General features: G+C 72.7%; 13 protein-coding genes. 7 read left to right on the top strand and 6 right to left on the bottom strand.

Translation table 11 applies throughout. From position 1 onward, the window contains the following. Positions 1-2: 2 nt before the first annotated feature. Positions 3-1,247 carry an extracellular solute-binding protein gene (locus tag RLT58_RS32080; RefSeq protein ID WP_311313853.1) on the bottom strand — a complete coding sequence of 415 codons (1,245 nt, stop codon included), beginning with the start codon at positions 1,245-1,247 and terminating at the stop codon, positions 3-5. 213 nt (positions 1,248-1,460) lie between these two features. Here RLT58_RS32080 and RLT58_RS32075 point away from each other — a divergent pair, with 213 nt between their 5' ends. Further along, a complete protein-coding gene (locus RLT58_RS32075) occupies positions 1,461-2,519 on the top strand; it encodes a LacI family DNA-binding transcriptional regulator (RefSeq protein ID WP_311313852.1) in 1,059 nt (352 codons plus the stop codon). A gap of 98 nt (positions 2,520-2,617) precedes the next feature. Beyond that, positions 2,618-3,706 (top strand): WD40/YVTN/BNR-like repeat-containing protein, encoded by a 1,089-nt coding sequence (locus tag RLT58_RS32070; RefSeq protein ID WP_311313851.1) that lies wholly within the window; start codon positions 2,618-2,620, stop codon positions 3,704-3,706. A 32-nt stretch (positions 3,707-3,738) separates the two neighbouring features. On the opposite strand, the gene RLT58_RS32065 is transcribed toward RLT58_RS32070, so the two are convergent. Further along, positions 3,739-4,416 (bottom strand): uracil-DNA glycosylase, encoded by a 678-nt coding sequence (locus RLT58_RS32065; protein WP_311313850.1) that lies wholly within the window; start codon positions 4,414-4,416, stop codon positions 3,739-3,741. Between the two features lie 95 nt (positions 4,417-4,511). Between RLT58_RS32065 and RLT58_RS32060 the strand changes: the two genes are divergently transcribed. Together RLT58_RS32060 and RLT58_RS32055 are read left to right on the top strand one after the other, a co-directional pair. Then, the gene (locus tag RLT58_RS32060) at positions 4,512-5,576 is read left to right on the top strand and encodes an N-acetylglucosamine kinase (RefSeq protein ID WP_311313849.1); all 1,065 of its coding nucleotides are present in this window, start codon (positions 4,512-4,514) and stop codon (positions 5,574-5,576) included. A gap of 88 nt (positions 5,577-5,664) precedes the next feature. Next, positions 5,665-6,588, top strand: a complete 924-nt coding sequence (locus tag RLT58_RS32055; RefSeq protein ID WP_311313848.1) for a sirohydrochlorin chelatase — start codon at positions 5,665-5,667, stop codon at positions 6,586-6,588. Positions 6,589-6,655: 67 nt separating this feature from the next. Here the strand turns inward: RLT58_RS32055 and RLT58_RS32050 are convergent, their stop codons facing one another. Then, a complete protein-coding gene (locus RLT58_RS32050) occupies positions 6,656-7,726 on the bottom strand; it encodes a lactonase family protein (protein WP_311313847.1) in 1,071 nt (356 codons plus the stop codon). A 102-nt stretch (positions 7,727-7,828) separates the two neighbouring features. Next, entirely contained in the window at positions 7,829-9,337 is a 1,509-nt protein-coding gene (locus RLT58_RS32045; RefSeq protein WP_311313846.1) for an FUSC family protein, read from the bottom strand. A 343-nt stretch (positions 9,338-9,680) separates the two neighbouring features. Between RLT58_RS32045 and RLT58_RS32040 the strand changes: the two genes are divergently transcribed. From RLT58_RS32040 to RLT58_RS32030, 3 genes are all read left to right on the top strand, one after another. After that, positions 9,681-10,271, top strand: coding sequence for a lytic polysaccharide monooxygenase auxiliary activity family 9 protein (locus RLT58_RS32040; RefSeq protein WP_311313845.1), 591 nt, complete (start codon positions 9,681-9,683; stop codon positions 10,269-10,271). Positions 10,272-10,377: 106 nt separating this feature from the next. After that, complete coding sequence (locus RLT58_RS32035) at positions 10,378-10,860, top strand: Lrp/AsnC family transcriptional regulator (RefSeq protein ID WP_311313844.1); 483 nt, start codon at positions 10,378-10,380, stop codon at positions 10,858-10,860. Positions 10,861-11,109: 249 nt separating this feature from the next. Beyond that, positions 11,110-12,234, top strand: a complete 1,125-nt coding sequence (locus RLT58_RS32030; protein WP_399131703.1) for a serine/threonine-protein kinase — start codon at positions 11,110-11,112, stop codon at positions 12,232-12,234. 66 nt (positions 12,235-12,300) lie between these two features. Here the strand turns inward: RLT58_RS32030 and RLT58_RS32025 are convergent, their stop codons facing one another. Both RLT58_RS32025 and RLT58_RS32020 read right to left on the bottom strand, forming a co-directional pair. Continuing rightward, positions 12,301-13,284, bottom strand: coding sequence for an aldo/keto reductase (locus RLT58_RS32025; RefSeq protein WP_311313842.1), 984 nt, complete (start codon positions 13,282-13,284; stop codon positions 12,301-12,303). A gap of 77 nt (positions 13,285-13,361) precedes the next feature. Next, positions 13,362-14,276, bottom strand: a complete 915-nt coding sequence (locus tag RLT58_RS32020) for an aldo/keto reductase (protein WP_311313841.1) — start codon at positions 14,274-14,276, stop codon at positions 13,362-13,364. Positions 14,277-14,638: the final 362 nt, after the last annotated feature.

The following is a 14,638-nucleotide window of genomic DNA, read 5'->3' as shown; positions in this document are numbered from 1 at the left end:
TGTTACTTGACGGCCTTCATCGCGGCGACGAACTGCTCGGGCGACGACTTGCCGGCGAACAGCTTGCTGATCTCGGTGAGCAGCGGGGTGGCGTACTGGGACTCCAGCGCCTGGTCCCAGGAGAGGGTGAAGCTCGGGGCCTTCTGGACCATGTCGTACTGGTCGGCGGCGAACTTCGGGTTGGGCGATCCGCTCAGCATGGCCGCCGCGTTGGACGTGGTCGGGACGTCGCCGTTGTCGACCAATGCCTGGGCGTAGGACTTGGAGGCCATGGTCTTCAGGAAGGCGATGGCCTCGTCCTTGTGCTTGGTGCGGGCGTTGACCGACCAGTAGTTGGTCGGGTTGCCCACCACGTCCGCCGGGTCGCCGACGCCGCCGGCGACGGTCGGGAAGCTGGTCCAGCCGAGGTCCTTCCTGGCGAAGTCCGGTGCCTTGCCGAGCTGGGTGGAGTACTCCCACGAGCCCATCAGGTGCATGGCCGCCTTGCCCTTGCTGAGCAGGGTGGGGGCGCCGCCGTTGCCGTAGTCGACGGAGTTGAAGTTCTTGCCGAAGGCGCCTTCGTCGACGAGCTGCTTGACGGTCCGGGCCGTCTTGAGCACGGCCGGGTCGCCCCAGCCGGAGGTGTCGCCGTTCTGGATCTTCCGGAAGACGTCGGGGCCGCCGATCCGGTCGAGGAGGTACTCCAGCCACATCAGCTCGGGCCACTTGTCGGAGCCGCCGAGGGCGAACGGGGTGATGCCCTTGCCCTTGAAGGTGGTGATGGCCTTCTGGAGGTCCTCCCACGTCCTGGGGGGCTCGATCCTGTTCTCGGCGAAGAGGGTCTTGTTGTAGAAGAGCATCACGGGCTGCATGCCGCGCATCGGGACGCCGTAGATCTTCCCGTCGAGGCTGCCGGCCTCGACGACGGAGGGGAGGAAGCCCTCCTTGAGCGTGGTGTCGCTCTTGACGGTCGAGGTGAGGTCGACCAGCTGGTCCGCGTCGACGTACGGCTTGATGGAGCCGCCGCCCCAGTTGAAGAAGATGTCGGGGGCGCTCGGGGAACCCATGGCGCTGCGGAGCTTGTTGACGTAGTCGGTGCCGGGGACGGAGACGAGCTTGACCTTCACGTCCGAGGTCTTGTTGAACTCCTTGACCGCGGCCTGCTGGACCTTCACGGCGTCGTCGCCGTAGACGTACGCGGTGAGGGTCGCGCCGCCGTCACTGCCGCCGTCGCCGCCGCAGCCCGCGAGCAGACCGGCCATGACCATGGCGGCACCGGCCGCGGTCCATCTCGCCGTACGTGAACCATGAGAGAAAATTCCCGACCGCATGACCGCACCTCTGTCGAATGTTTCGGTGTTACTTGCGAATGTTGCCGGAACCGTACGGTCGTGTTTCGGACCAGTCAAGAGGTCCGGAGCGAGGAATTTTCCCCGGGACCCGCCCCGCCCCGTCGCCGCCGGGCGGTTACGATTCCCTGTATGAGCCCCGCAAACGTCCAGTCACATCAGGAGAAGGCGCCGGCCGGCGAATCGTCGGACGGCACCGCCACCCTGGCGGAAATCGCCCGAGCGGCCGGAGTCTCCGCTCCGACAGTTTCGAAAGTGCTGAACGGGCGTGCCGATGTCGCCCCCGGCACGCGCACCAAGGTGGAGGAGCTGCTGCTGCTGCACGGCTACCGCCGCAGACGCGGCTCCACGACCCAGTCGCAACTGATCGACCTGGTCTTCCACGAGCTGGACAGCGCCTGGGCCATGGAGGTCGTGCGCGGGGTGGAGAACGTGGCGCGCGAGGAGGGCCTGAGCCTGGTGCTCTCGGAGAGCGCGGGGCGCCTCACCCCCGGGCAGACCTGGGTGGACGGGGTGCTGGCCCGCCGGCCGGTCGGCGTGATCCTGGTGCTGTCCGACCTCACCGCGGCCCAGCGCGCGCAGCTGACGAGCCGCAGCATTCCGTACGCGGTGGTGGACCCGGCCGGCGATCCGGGCGACGACGTCCCGTCGGTCGGCACGACGAACTGGCAGGGCGGGCTCGCCGCGACCCGCCATCTCACCGGACTCGGCCACCGCAGGATCGGGGTCATCAGCGGCCCCTCGCGCATGATGTGCAGCCGGGCCCGGGTGGACGGCTACCGCGCGGCCCTGGAGACCGCGGGTCTGCCGATCGATCCCGACCTGGTCCGCGAGGGCGAGTTCCAGCACGAGGCCGGGTACACCGCGGGCCTGGAGCTGCTGCGCCTGGCGGACCGCCCGACCGCCGTCTTCGCCGGGAACGACCTCCAGGCGCTCGGTGTGTACGAGGCCGCGCGTGAGCTGGGCCTGCGCATCCCCGAGGACCTCAGCGTCGTCGGCTTCGACGACCTGCCGCTCACCCGCTGGATCGGCCCGCCGCTGACCACGGTGCGCCAGCCGCTCATAGAGATGGCCGAGACGGCGGCCCGCCTGGTGCTGGACCTCGGCCGGGGCCGGCAGCCCGCGACCACGCGGGTCGACCTGGCGACCAACCTGGTGGTGCGCAGCAGCACGGCGGCGCCGGGGCACTGACGAAGCGCGCGGTTCCCCCGGCGGTCCTGCGCGCCTGTGTCAGTGGCCGGGTGCAGACTGACCCGTACCGGCACAACGGCGTTTCGGGAGGTCCTGCCATGACCGAGGTTCTGCTCACCGTCGGCACCCGCAAGGGGCTCTTCATCGGCCGCGGACGCGGTGGCACCTGGGAGTTCGACGGTCCGCACTTCAACGCGCAGGCGATCTACTCGGTCGCCATCGACACCCGGGGGAAGGCACCCCGTCTGCTGGTCGGCGGCGACAGCGCGCACTGGGGCCCCTCCGTCTTCCACTCCGACGACCTGGGCGCGAGCTGGGTGGAGCCGAAGCGGCCGGCCGTGCGCTTCCCCGAGTTCACCGGCACCTCCCTGGAGCGGGTCTGGCAGCTGCATCCGGCGGGCCCCGAGGCGCCCGACGTGGTCTATGCGGGGACCGAGCCGGCCGCCCTGTTCCGCTCCCGGGACCGGGGCGAGTCGTTCGAGCTGGTCCGCCCCCTCTGGGAGCATCCGACGCGCTCCAGATGGGTGCCGGGCGGCGGGGGCGAGGGGCTGCACACGGTCCTGACGGACGAGCGGGACCCCCGGGCCGTGACGGTCGCGGTGTCCACCGCCGGGGTCTTCCGCACGGCGGACGGCGGCGAGACCTGGGCCCCGGCCAACAAGGGGGTGTCGGCGGTCTTCCTGCCCGACCCGGACCCGGAGTTCGGGCAGTGCGTGCACAAGGTCAGCCGGGACGCGGTCGATCCCGACCGCCTCTACCTGCAGAACCACTGGGGTGTCTTCCGCAGCGACGACGCCGGGGACCACTGGACGGACATCGGCGCCGGGCTGCCCTCCGACTTCGGCTTCGCCGTGGCCGCGCACCCGCACCGCGCGGACACGGCGTACATCTTCCCGATCAACGCGGACGCGGACCGGGTCCCCGCCGGACACCGCTGCCGGGTCTACCGGACGACCGACGCGGGCGAGCACTGGGAACCCCTGTCGGCGGGGCTGCCCGAGGACGCGCACTACGGCACGGTGCTGCGCGACGCGCTCTGCACGGACGACGCCGATCCGGCCGGGGTCTACTTCGGCAACCGCAACGGCGAGCTGTACGCGAGCGCGGACGACGGGGACAGCTGGCGGCAGCTCGCCTCGCATCTTCCGGACGTCCTGTGCGTACGGGCGGCGGCCGTCGGCCCGTGACGAGGGGGGGCCGCTTCGCTCCCGCCCCGGGCTCAGGGCAGCTGCCAGTCCACCGGCTGTGCGCCGAGACCGGCCAGGAGCTCATTGGTGCGGCTGAAGGGCCGCGAACCGAAGAAGCCCCGGTCGGCGGACATCGGCGAGGGGTGGGCGGACTCGATGGCCGGCAGATCGCCGAGCAGCGGGCGCAGGTTGCGCGCGTCCCGTCCCCACAGCACCGACACCATCGGCTTGCCCCGGGCGACCAGGGCGCGGATGGCCTGTTCGGTGACCTCTTCCCAGCCCTTGCCGCGATGGGCACCGGGCTTGCGGGGCGCGGTGGTCAGGGCCCTGTTCAGCAGCAGCACGCCCTGACGCGTCCACGGGGTGAGATCGCCGTTCGACGGACGCGGCAGCCCCAGGTCCGTGTGCATCTCGCGGTAGATGTTCTCCAGGCTGCCCGGCAGCCTGCGGACGTCGGGAGCGACCGCGAAGCTCAGTCCGATCGCCATCCCCGGTGTGGGGTAGGGGTCCTGACCGACGATCAGGACGCGTACCTCGTCGAAGGGCTGCTGGAACGCGCGCAGGACGTTCGCCCCGGACGGGAGGTAGGTGCGGCCCGCCGCGACCTCCGCCCGCAGGAAATCACCCATCGCGGCGATACGTCCGGCCACGGGTGCCAGGGCGTCGGCCCAGCCGGGCTCGACAACTTCGTTCAACGGTCGTGCTGTCACAAGGGATCACCCTACCGGCGCAACGCCGGGGCTCGGGATAGGGTGCTGCCGTCCTTCCCCATCCGCATCTCTCGTCGCTTTCCGGAGGCCGGTCCATGACGTCACACGGGCACGAGCCCGGGGAGTACGTCCTCGGAGTGGACTCGGGCGGCTCCGGACTGCGGGTCGCCCTGGGCACCGTGGGCGCGGACGCCCCGCTGGACACCGAGGTGTGCGCCGAACCGGTGCGGACCGGGCCGCGCGGCATCGACGCCGCCCATCTCCTGGAACAACTGCTGCCCGCCGCCCGGAGCCTGCTCGCCCGCCACTCCGCCGGCGGCCGGGTCGCCACGGCAGCGGTCGGCGCGGCGGGCATGGCCACGCTGGGCGAGCAGCTGCGCGCCGAACTGCCGGCGGCCCTGGCCGACGCGCTGGGCGTGCGCCGGCTGGCGCTCGCGGCCGACGCGGTCACCGCGTACGCCGGAGCGGTCGGTCAGCGCCCCGGCGCGGTGGTGGCGGCCGGCACCGGACTGATCGCGCTGGGCACGGACCTGACGCGATGGCGGCGGGCCGACGGCTGGGGGCATCTGCTGGGCGACAGCGGGGGCGGCGCCTGGATCGGGCGGGCCGGACTGGACGCGGCGATGCGGGCCCACGACGGACGGCGCGGCGGTTCGGCCGCGTTGCTGGCCCGGCTGGAGGCGGTGCTCTGCCCGGCGGCCGAACTGCCAGGGCTGCTCTACCCGCGCGCCGACCGGCCCGCCCTGCTGGCCTCGTTCGCCCCCGAGGTCGCCGCGTGCGCGGCGGACGACCCCGTCGCCGAGGGCATCCTGCGGGACGCCGCCGGACACATCGCCGAGGCGGCCGCCGCCGTCTGCCCCGAGGCGGGAGCGGGCGACGAACCGTACGAAGTGGCCTTGACCGGCGGCCTGTTCCGGATGGGCGACCCGCTGCTCGTACCGCTGCGCGAGGAACTGGCGCGGCAGCTGCCGCAGGCACGCGCGGTCCCCGGTTCGGGTGATCCCCTGATCGGTTCGCTGCGCATCGCGCAGGCACTGGCGACGGACGGTCTGCGCCTGCCGCATCACCCGACACTGCTCCACGTTCCGGCACAAGCGCCGCTGTCCGCACCGGAACAGGGGCGTGACCAGGGGCGACAGAGCAGGGCAGTCGACCGGTAAGCCACTGATCGGATAAATACGGACAGACAACGCTCGACCGGGCCCTCCCCGCGCAGCGGGGTACCCAAAACCAGTAGCATGCGGCGCCATGAGCACCCCCACTGGGCCCGCTTCCGGCCTGCCTGTACGAATGCCGCGACCTCGCCAGTCCGGACGGCACCGCCGCCCGGAGCCCGTGGTCGCACCTGAGGGCGCTGCCGCGCTCGTTCTCGCCGTTCCCGGTACCCCCTCTTCGGCCAGCCGCAGTCTGGCCGAAGAGGTGATCAGCATTGCCCGCTCCGAGCTGCCCGGTCTGAACGCCCTGATCGGTTACCTCGACGGTGACGATGCCGAGTACCCCACTTTGACTTCGGTGGTCGCCCATGCCGCCGCCGAGCGCACCGCGCGCTACGAGCAGGCGCTGGCCGTGGGCCGTGAGGTCGCCGAGCCCGAGGGCCCGGCCGCCGTCGTGGTGCCGCTGCTCGCGGGGCCGGACAGCACCCTGGTCCAGCGGATACGCCAGTCGATCACCGACAGCCAGGCCCCGGCCGAGCTGACCGATGTGCTCGGCCCGCACCCGCTGCTGGCCGAGGCGCTGCACGTGCGCCTCTCCGAGGCCGGTCTCGCCCGCGCCGACCGCGCCCGGCTGTTCACGGTGGCGACGGCCGCCGACGGGATCGTGCTGGCCACGGTGGGCGGCGAGGAGGCCGTGCAGGCCGCCGGGATCACCGGCATGCTGCTGGCCGCGCGGCTCGCGGTGCCGGTGATGGCCGCCGCGCTCGACGTCGAGGGCTCGGTCGCGGCGATCGCCGAGCAGCTCAAGGGCTCGGGCTCGCTCCAGCTGGCCGTGGCGCCGTACCTGGTGGGTCCCGAGCTGGCCGACGGCCTGCTGGACGCCGCGGCGAAGGAGGCCGGCTGCGCGAGCGCCGAGCCGCTGGGCGCGTACCCGGCGATCGGCAAGCTGGTGCTGTCGATGTACACCACGGCGCTCGGGATCGCTCCCCCGGTGGCGCAGGGCGCGCAGGCCCACTGACCCCTTTTGCTCGCGGGAGGCCCCGGTGCCGGACTCGGTCCGGCACCGGGGCCTCCCGCACAGGCGCTCAGGCGAAGATCACGCAGGAGGCCGCCGGGGCCTCCACGGAGCCGCCCCGGGTCGGGATGCCCGTCTGCGGGTCCACGGTGAACCAGGTGACGTCGCCGCTGCGCTCGTTGGCCGCGTACAGCCGGCGCCCGGTGGGGTCGAGCGCGAGGTCGCGCGGCCAGTGCCCGCCGCAGCTCACGGTCGTGACCAGGGAGGCCTTCTCGCCCGTCGCGTCGAGTGTCAGCACGGAGATGCTGTCGTGGCCCCGGTTGGCCGCCCAGAGGAACCGGCCGTCGTGCGCGACGACGATCTCGGACGGATAGCTGGCCGGGGCCGTGTCCGCGGTCGCCTCGGCGGGCAGCACGGGCGTCTCCCCGAGCGGCTCCAGGGCCCCGGCGGCGGCGTCCCAGCGGCACACGGTGACCGTGGACTCCAGCTCGTTCATCACATAGGCGTGGCCGCCCGAGGGGTGGAACGCGAGGTGGCGCGGGCCCGTGCCGGGCCGCAGCGCCGTCTCCTGGTGCAGACGCAGCGCCCCGGTGGCGGGGTCCAGCGCGTAGATCCACACCGAGTCGGTGCCGAGGTCCACGCCGAGCACCCAGTTCCCGGAGGGGTCGGGGAGCGCCTCGTGGGCGTGCGGGCCCTCCTGCCGGTCCGTGACCGGGCCACTGCCCTCGTGCACGAACACGCCGGCCGCCGGGGCGAGTGAGCCGTCCTCGGCGATGGGCAGGACGGTGACGCTGCCGGAGCCGTAGTTGGCGGTGACCACATGCCCTGCGGCAAGGGCGAGGTGGGTGGGGCCGTTGCCGTCGACGGGCCGGATCTCGCCGAGGAGGCCCGGGACGTCGCCGGTGATGTCGAGGGCCGCGGCCGCTCCCGGTTCGGTCTCGCTGACCGCGTAGAGGACGCCGCCGCCGGGGCCCCTGCCCCGGCCGAGTGCCAGGTAGGAGGGGTCGGGTACGGCGTCCGTCGCGCCGAGCACGGTGAGCGCCCCGGTCTCCGGGTCCACGGCGGCGGCGGTGACACCCAGCCCGCCCGCCGAGGTGAACGACCCGATGAATGCCCGTCCCGCACCGCTGCTGCTGTCCACCGCACTGCTCCTCTCCGCCGACTGATCCCGACGGCGAGGGCCGTCATGATCTTTCGCGGCGACCGTAGCAGTGTCCGGTGCGGACCGGACCTGTGGCGTGGGTCAGGCCGTGACGAGCGGTGCGCCCGGCGGGCTGTGCAGGGGTGCGGCCAGTTCGGTGAGCGCCCGCTCCAAGCTGTGCAGGTGGACGAGGGCGGGTTCGGTCACGGCGTGGTGGGCGGGGAGCTCGGCGGCGACGGCGGTACGGGCCGGCCGCTCGGGGGCGGTCAGCGCCTCGACGGCGCTTTCGACGCGCCAGCAGGCGGCGGCGAGCCGGGCGTCGTGGGAGGCCTCCGGGTCGGCCGCGACGGAGGCCAGTCCGCGCACTTCCCGGGCGCAGACGTCGAGCAGGGCGATCACATGGCCCGCCCGGGCCCGCCGAGCGCGCAGCGGGCTCAGCGGGTGCACCAGCGGGGCCAGCGAGAGCCGGACACGGCCGAGGAGCGCCTCCAGCTCGGCGATCCTCGGCGCCGGGTCGGCGGTGGCCGAGCCGGAGAGCCGCGCGGCGGCCTCCTCGGTGCACGCGTGCACACAGCGCAGGGCGCGCTGGATCCAGGCATCGGTCGTGGCGTGCGTGGTCACGGGCAGCACGACCAGTACGGCGAGCATCGCGCCGAGCGCGCCGACGGCCGTCTCGGCGAGGCGCAGGGCCAGCAGGGCGGGGTCGAGCACGCCGAGGGAGCCGTAGAGCGCCCCGGCCATCACGGTCACGGAGAGCATCATCCAGGTGTAGGAGACCGCCGCCGTGTAGAAGATCCCGAAGACCCCGGCGGCCACCAGCAGCGCGGTGGGCACCGGCGCCCCGTGCAGGGGGACGACGACGGCCAGGCCGACCGGGATGCCGATGAGGGTGCCCAGCACCCGGCGGAAGCTGCGCACCAGCGTCTCGCCGCGCGAGGCGGTGTTCACGAACACCCACCAGGTGGCCCCGACGGCCCAGTACCAGCGCTGGTCGGACAGGAGCTGTCCGGCCATCAGCGCGACGGCTCCCCCGGCGGTGGCCTGGATCGCCTGGCGGGTGGTGACCCTGGCCAGGCCCGTGCCGCTGACCGGGGCGGGCACGGCGGGGGCGGCAAGCCGGCGTTCGTAGCACCAGAGCCCGAAGCGGACGGCCGAGGAGGAGAGCAGTGAGAGGGCGACCGCGCAGTAGAGCTCGGGCAGCTGCCCCGGCAGCGTGTGGAGGAACTGCGTGGTGAAGAAGGCCATGAACGCGAAGACGCCGAGGGAGTGGCCCCGGGGGCCCCAGCGCCGGGCGTAGACGCCGATGCCCATGACCGCGAGGAAGGCCGCGTCGCGCGCGACCGGCTGATCGTGGAGCAGTGCGGCGAGCGCGAGGACGGGGAAGCCCGCGACGGGGAGCAGGGCGGTGGTGACCGCCTGTCCGCGCACGGTGGGGTCGGTCACGGTGAACAGGGCGAGCAGTGCGGCCAGGCCCCCGGTGATGGCCGCGACGAGCGAGTGGCCGGCGAGTCCGCAGACGGTCACCGCGAGTCCGATGCCGAGCACGGCACGGGTGGCGGCACGCAGCCGCAGCCTTCCCGGGTCCCGGGCCACGAACGCTCTCCTCAGCACTGCCGCTCCCCCGATCGGGTCCGCCGGTTTTGTGTTCCGCGTTCCGGCATGAAAAAGGCGCCGCGGGGTTCCGCAGCGCCATCGACAGCTCTATGAGAGCACCTGAAGGCCCGATGGCTCAAATTGACCTCGGAATGCTGTGCCATTGGCCCATACGGAGACATCCTCGAGGTACCACCGGACGGCCAACGGACCACCCGGTGCACTCCGTGCGCCCGCACGTGCCGGAGTCCCGACGATCGCCGTCGTTGGTCTAGACATGTCAAATTGACAGCACTACGCTCACCCTTGGTCTAGACCGCAGCACTCTCCGGACATCACCCCACATCTCCAGGAGCGACGTATGCGCAGAAAGATCACCTCCTTACTGGCCGGGCTCGGGCTGGCCGGTGCGGCCTTGTTCGCCACCTCCGGCAGCGCCCAGAGCCACGGGTACACCGACTCCCCCGTCAGCCGTCAGCAGCTCTGCGGCCTGGGCACCGTGAAGCACTGCGGGCAGATCCAGTGGGAGCCGCCGAGCGTCGAGGGTCCCAAGGGCTTCCCCACCCGAGGTCCGGCCGACGGCCACATCTGCTCGGGCGGCATCGGCCGCTTCTCCGAGCTGGACGACCCGCGCGGCGGCGCCTGGCCCGCCACCCAGGTCACCGCCGGACAGAACTACACGTTCAACTGGCGGATCGAGGCCCGGCACGCCACGACCGACTTCCGTTACTACATCACCAAGGACGGCTACGACCCGACACGGCCGCTCACCCGGGCCGACCTGGAACCGCAGCCCTTCCTCACTGTGCCGTTCGGCGGCCGGCTGCCGGGTTCGACCGTCAGCCACTCGGGCGTGCTGCCGCAGAAGTCCGGCAAGCACCTGATCCTGGGCGTCTGGACGATCTCCGACACCGGCAACGCCTTCTACGCCTGCTCCGACGTGCAGTTCTGACGTCCCGCCGCCGCCTCGCGCCGCCCCCGCCCGGGGCGGCGGCCCGGACGCGGGCCGTTGGTACAGTCGCCGGCCCGACCGACGTACCGAAAGAGGCCGGCGAAGCATGGCGGTGGACGCGCTCGACACCCGGATCCTGCGGCTGCTCATCGAACAGCCGCAGACCAGCGTGCGGGAGTACGCACGCATCCTGTCCATCGCCCGGGGCACCCTCCAGGCCCGGCTCGACCGGCTGGAGCGGGACGGGGTGATCACGGGCACCGGCCCGTTCCTCTCCCCCGCCGCCCTCGGCCACCCGGTGCTCGCCTTCGTACACCTCGAGGTCACCCAGGGGCATCTCGACGACGTGGGCGAGGCGCTCGCCGCCGTGCCCGAGATCGTCGAGGCGTTCTCGACCACGGGCGGCGGCGATCTGCTGACCCGGGTGGTGGCGCGGGACAACGGGCATCTGGAGGACGTGATCCAGCGGCTGATCCAGCTGCCGGGCGTGGTCAGGACCCGCACCGAGGTGGCGCTGCGCGAGCGGGTGCCGCACCGGCTGCTGCCACTGGTCGAATCGGTCGGACGGGCGGCGGCGGGAGGCCGCTGACCGGCCCCGCCACCGGCAGGTGGCGGCCCGTCAACGCCCCTGCCGCCATGAGTCGGTGGCCGACGGTCGTCGGGAGCCCGTGCGCCGGATATCCTGATCTTGCCGCGTGCCCCCACCCCGCCCTCGTCCCCGATGAGGCCGCCGCCGCGGCTGTCGAAGCGGTCCTCGGCCCGAGCTATTCGAGATAGGTGTGCACAGGTGCTGGTAGCTGGTCGGTACCGACTGATATCCGCCATCGGCCGTGGCGGGATGGGTGAGGTCTGGCGGGCCACGGACGAGGTTCTCGGCCGCGCCGTCGCCGTGAAGCTGCTGCTGGGAGAGCATGCCGACGAGTCGGCCACCGCCCGGTTCCGGCTGGAGGCGCAGACCGCCGCCCGGCTGAGCCACCCCCATCTGGTGGCCGTGTTCGACTTCGGGTCCTGGGAGGACCGGCTCTTCCTCGTGATGGAGCTGGTCGAGGGCCGCAGCCTGGCCGATCTCCTCCTCGCGCAGGAGCGGCTGGGTCCGGAGCAGGTCGCCCGGATCGCCGGCCAGGCCGCCGCCGGACTGGCAGCGGCTCATCGGCAGGGCATCGTCCACCGGGACATCAAGCCCGGAAACCTGATGCTGGACGCCGAAGGGTCCGTGAAGATCGGCGACTTCGGCATCGCCCAGTTCGTGGACGACCCCTCCGCCGCGCTCACCACCACGGGCCACATCGTCGGCACGAGCCTCTACCTCGCACCGGAGCGGGCCCTGGGCCGCACGGCCGGCGCGGCGTCGGACATGTACTCCCTCGGCTGCGTGATCTACCAACTACTGCTCGGCCAGCCGCCGTTCCGCTCGGACACCGCCACCGCCACGCTTTACCAGCACGTGGACACCCCGCCGACCCCGCTGCGGCAGCGGGGCGTCGACGTGTCCGCCGCCTTCGACTCGTATCTGCTGGGCCTGCTGGCGAAACAGCCCGAGGAGCGGCCCACCGCCCAGCAGGTGGCCGACTGGTTCCACGGCGAGGCCTGGCGGGGCCAGGCCGAGCCCCTGCCGCTGCACCGGCCCGCTCCCGCACCGGCGGTCCCCGCCTCGCGCGCCACACACGCCGCGCCGGCCGCGCCCGGTCCCAGGGCCGGAGCGGAGCCGAACACCCCGACGACCTACCGGCTGCCCCAGGCGGCCGGCCACGGCCGCCGCGCGGCGGCCCGGCCGAAGAACGCCCGGCGCCGGCGCAGCACCCGCGAGGCGATCAGACGCAGACCGAGAGTGGCCAGCGCCATCGCGGGCACGATCGCCTTCCTCGCCGCCGTCTACCTGGGGATGAGCCTGTTCTCCCCGGACTCCAGCTCGGCCACCACTCCGGACGGCCCCACCGCGACCAGCGGACCGCAGTCCCCCTAGGGCGTGTCGTCGAACTGGCGTCTGCCGGGCGACGACACCAGTTCGACGACACGCCCTAGACGCCGATCACCAGCGGTCGTGGACCGAGGCCCGGATCCTGCGGTCGTAGAGGTCCCGCACCGCGTCGAGCGTGCTCTGCGGCAGCGGGTCGAGCCCGGCGGCGGCCGCGTTGGCGCGGGCCTGTTCCACGGAGCGCGCGCCGGGGATGACGCTGGTGACGCCCGGCTGCTGGATGATCCAGCGCAGCGCGGTCTGCGCCGGCGTCGCCCCCTCGGGAGCGAGCGCGGCGAACTCGGCCGCGGCGGACACTCCGGTCCCGTAGTCGATCCCGGAGAAGGTCTCGCCCTGGTCGAACGCCTCGCCGTGCCGGTTGTACGTACGGTGGTCCTCGGGCCCGAAGACGGTGTCCGCGGTGTACTTCCCGGACAGCAGCCCCGAGGCGAGCGGCACCCGCGCGACGATGCCGACCCCGGCGGCCCGCGCGGCCGGCAGCACCTCGTCCAGCGGCTTGAGCCGGAACGGGTTGAGGATGATCTGCACACTCGCGACACCCGGCCGGGCGATGGCCGTCAGCGCCTCGGCGCAGGTCTCCACACTCACCGCGTAGGCGGCGATCCGCTTCTCGGCGACCAGGGTGTCCAGCGCGTCGTACACCGCGTCCGACGCGTAGACGGCGGTGGGCGGGCAGTGCAGCTGTACGAGGTCGAGGGTGTCGACGCCGAGATTGGCGCGGGAACGGTCGTTCCAGGCACGGAAGTTGTCCAGGACGTAGTGCTCCGGCAGCTGCTCGACGCGCCGCCCCATCTTCGTCGCGACGAAGACCCCGGCGTCGGGGCGCTCCTTCAGATAACGCCCGATGAGCTGCTCGCTGCGGCCGTCGCCGTACACATCGGCCGTGTCGAAGAAGGTGACCCCCGACTCCACGGCCGCGTCGAGCACCCCGAGCGCATCCGCCTCACGGACCTCGCCCCAGTCCCCGCCGAGTTGCCAAGTGCCCTGCCCGATGACCGATACGTCCCGCCCGGTCCTGCCCAGTTCGCGCTGCTCCATGAGGGGAATGGTACGTGGGGGCGGTGCCGGTCGGCCGGGTCCGCCCCGCTCGGGGCATCGCGGACCCGGCCGTCCGCTCAGCCCGCGTCCGGCCCCAGGTCCGTCAGGCGGCGGAGCTCGTCGTCGGTGAGGTGCAGGGTGCCCGCCGCCACGTTGGCCTCCAGGTGGGCGGGGTCGCCGGTGCCCGGGATGGCCAGGACGTGCGGGCCCTGTTGCAGGGTCCAGGCCAGCCGGACCTGGGCGGGGGACGCGTCGTGGGCGCGGGCCACGTCGAGGACCGCCCCGTGCTCCGTGGTGGCACGGGCCCCGGCCTCTCGGGCGGGGCCGGCTATCGCGTAGAACGGGACGAAGGCGATGCCCAGTTCACCGCAGGTGCGCAGGATCTCTTCGGAGCTGTGGCTGATCGAGCCTATGCCGTACCGGTTCTGCACACAGACGACGGGCGCGATGGCCAGGGCCTCGTCGAGCTGGTCGGGCCGGGCGTTGGAGAGGCCGAGGTGGCGGATCAGGCCCTCCTCGCGCAGTTCGGCCAGTGCGCCGAAGTGGTCGCTGATAGGGGCGGGTCCGTTCATCCGCAGGTTCACCACGTCGAGGTGGTCGCGGCCGAGCTGGCGGATGTTCTCCTGGACCTGGCCGCGCAGTTGGCCGGGGCGGGACCAGGGCAGCCAGTCGCCGGAGGGTCCGCGGCCGGGACCGACCTTGGTGGTGAGGACGAGGTCGTCGGCGTAGGGGGCCAGGGCGCTGTTGATCAGCTCGTTGGCCGAGCGCAGCGGGGAGAAGTAGAACGCGGCGGTGTCGATGTGGTTGACGCCGAGTTCGACGGCGCGGCGCAGCACCGTAAGGGCGCGGTCGCGGTCGTGCGGGGTGCGTGCGTCGCTGAAGGCCGGGCCGTTCTGCGTGAGCCGCATGGCGCCGAAGCCGATCCGGTTGACGGTCAGATCGCCGAGCCGCCAGGTGCCGGCGGCCGCCGCGTCGGGGGTGGATGAGGTCATGGCCGAGGCCTTCCTGAGCGGGGACGGCTGGTTCGCGGCCCGGTGAGAGGGCGCCAGATGGGCTTGTGCGATTGGTTCTTGAGTGATATGCTCGTCCTGACAGATCCGTGCGTTGATCTTCTTTTGGTGAGAGTGCAGGGTAACCTCCGCCGCGCCGCCTGTCCATCCCCGCTCCCCCGCACCGCCTTCGCCGGTCATGGTTCAGCCATGCCGCCACGAGGCGGCCTGCCGCGCGCGGCCGACCGGGCGACTTGACCAGACTTGCCAACTCCCCCTCAGCCAGCCGTAGTTCGTTGACGAGGTCATGACGGCGTGTGAGTGTTCGGTCGCCCGATCACGGACACCACCCGGACGGACGGCCG

The sequence above is a fragment of the Streptomyces sp. ITFR-16 genome (assembly GCF_031844705.1).
Classification (GTDB): Bacteria; Actinomycetota; Actinomycetes; order Streptomycetales; family Streptomycetaceae; genus Streptomyces.
The sequence above is the reverse complement of the archived record's forward strand: the minus strand, read 5'-3'. Positions and strand labels throughout refer to the sequence as shown.

What these genes read in the sequence shown, in the direction of transcription:
- RLT58_RS32030 (WP_399131703.1), top strand. Translation starts at nt 11,110, where the DNA reads ATGGGTGAGGTCTGGCGGGCCACGGACGAGGTTCTCGGCCGCGCCGTC.
- RLT58_RS32040 (WP_311313845.1), top strand. Translation starts at nt 9,681, where the DNA reads ATGCGCAGAAAGATCACCTCCTTACTGGCCGGGCTCGGGCTGGCCGGT.
- RLT58_RS32025 (WP_311313842.1), bottom strand. Translation starts at nt 13,284, where the DNA reads ATGGAGCAGCGCGAACTGGGCAGGACCGGGCGGGACGTATCGGTCATC.
- RLT58_RS32075 (WP_311313852.1), top strand. Translation starts at nt 1,461, where the DNA reads ATGAGCCCCGCAAACGTCCAGTCACATCAGGAGAAGGCGCCGGCCGGC.
- RLT58_RS32055 (WP_311313848.1), top strand. Translation starts at nt 5,665, where the DNA reads ATGAGCACCCCCACTGGGCCCGCTTCCGGCCTGCCTGTACGAATGCCG.
- RLT58_RS32080 (WP_311313853.1), bottom strand. Translation starts at nt 1,247, where the DNA reads ATGGTCATGGCCGGTCTGCTCGCGGGCTGCGGCGGCGACGGCGGCAGT.
- RLT58_RS32060 (WP_311313849.1), top strand. Translation starts at nt 4,512, where the DNA reads ATGACGTCACACGGGCACGAGCCCGGGGAGTACGTCCTCGGAGTGGAC.
- RLT58_RS32035 (WP_311313844.1), top strand. Translation starts at nt 10,378, where the DNA reads ATGGCGGTGGACGCGCTCGACACCCGGATCCTGCGGCTGCTCATCGAA.
- RLT58_RS32070 (WP_311313851.1), top strand. Translation starts at nt 2,618, where the DNA reads ATGACCGAGGTTCTGCTCACCGTCGGCACCCGCAAGGGGCTCTTCATC.
- RLT58_RS32020 (WP_311313841.1), bottom strand. Translation starts at nt 14,276, where the DNA reads ATGACCTCATCCACCCCCGACGCGGCGGCCGCCGGCACCTGGCGGCTC.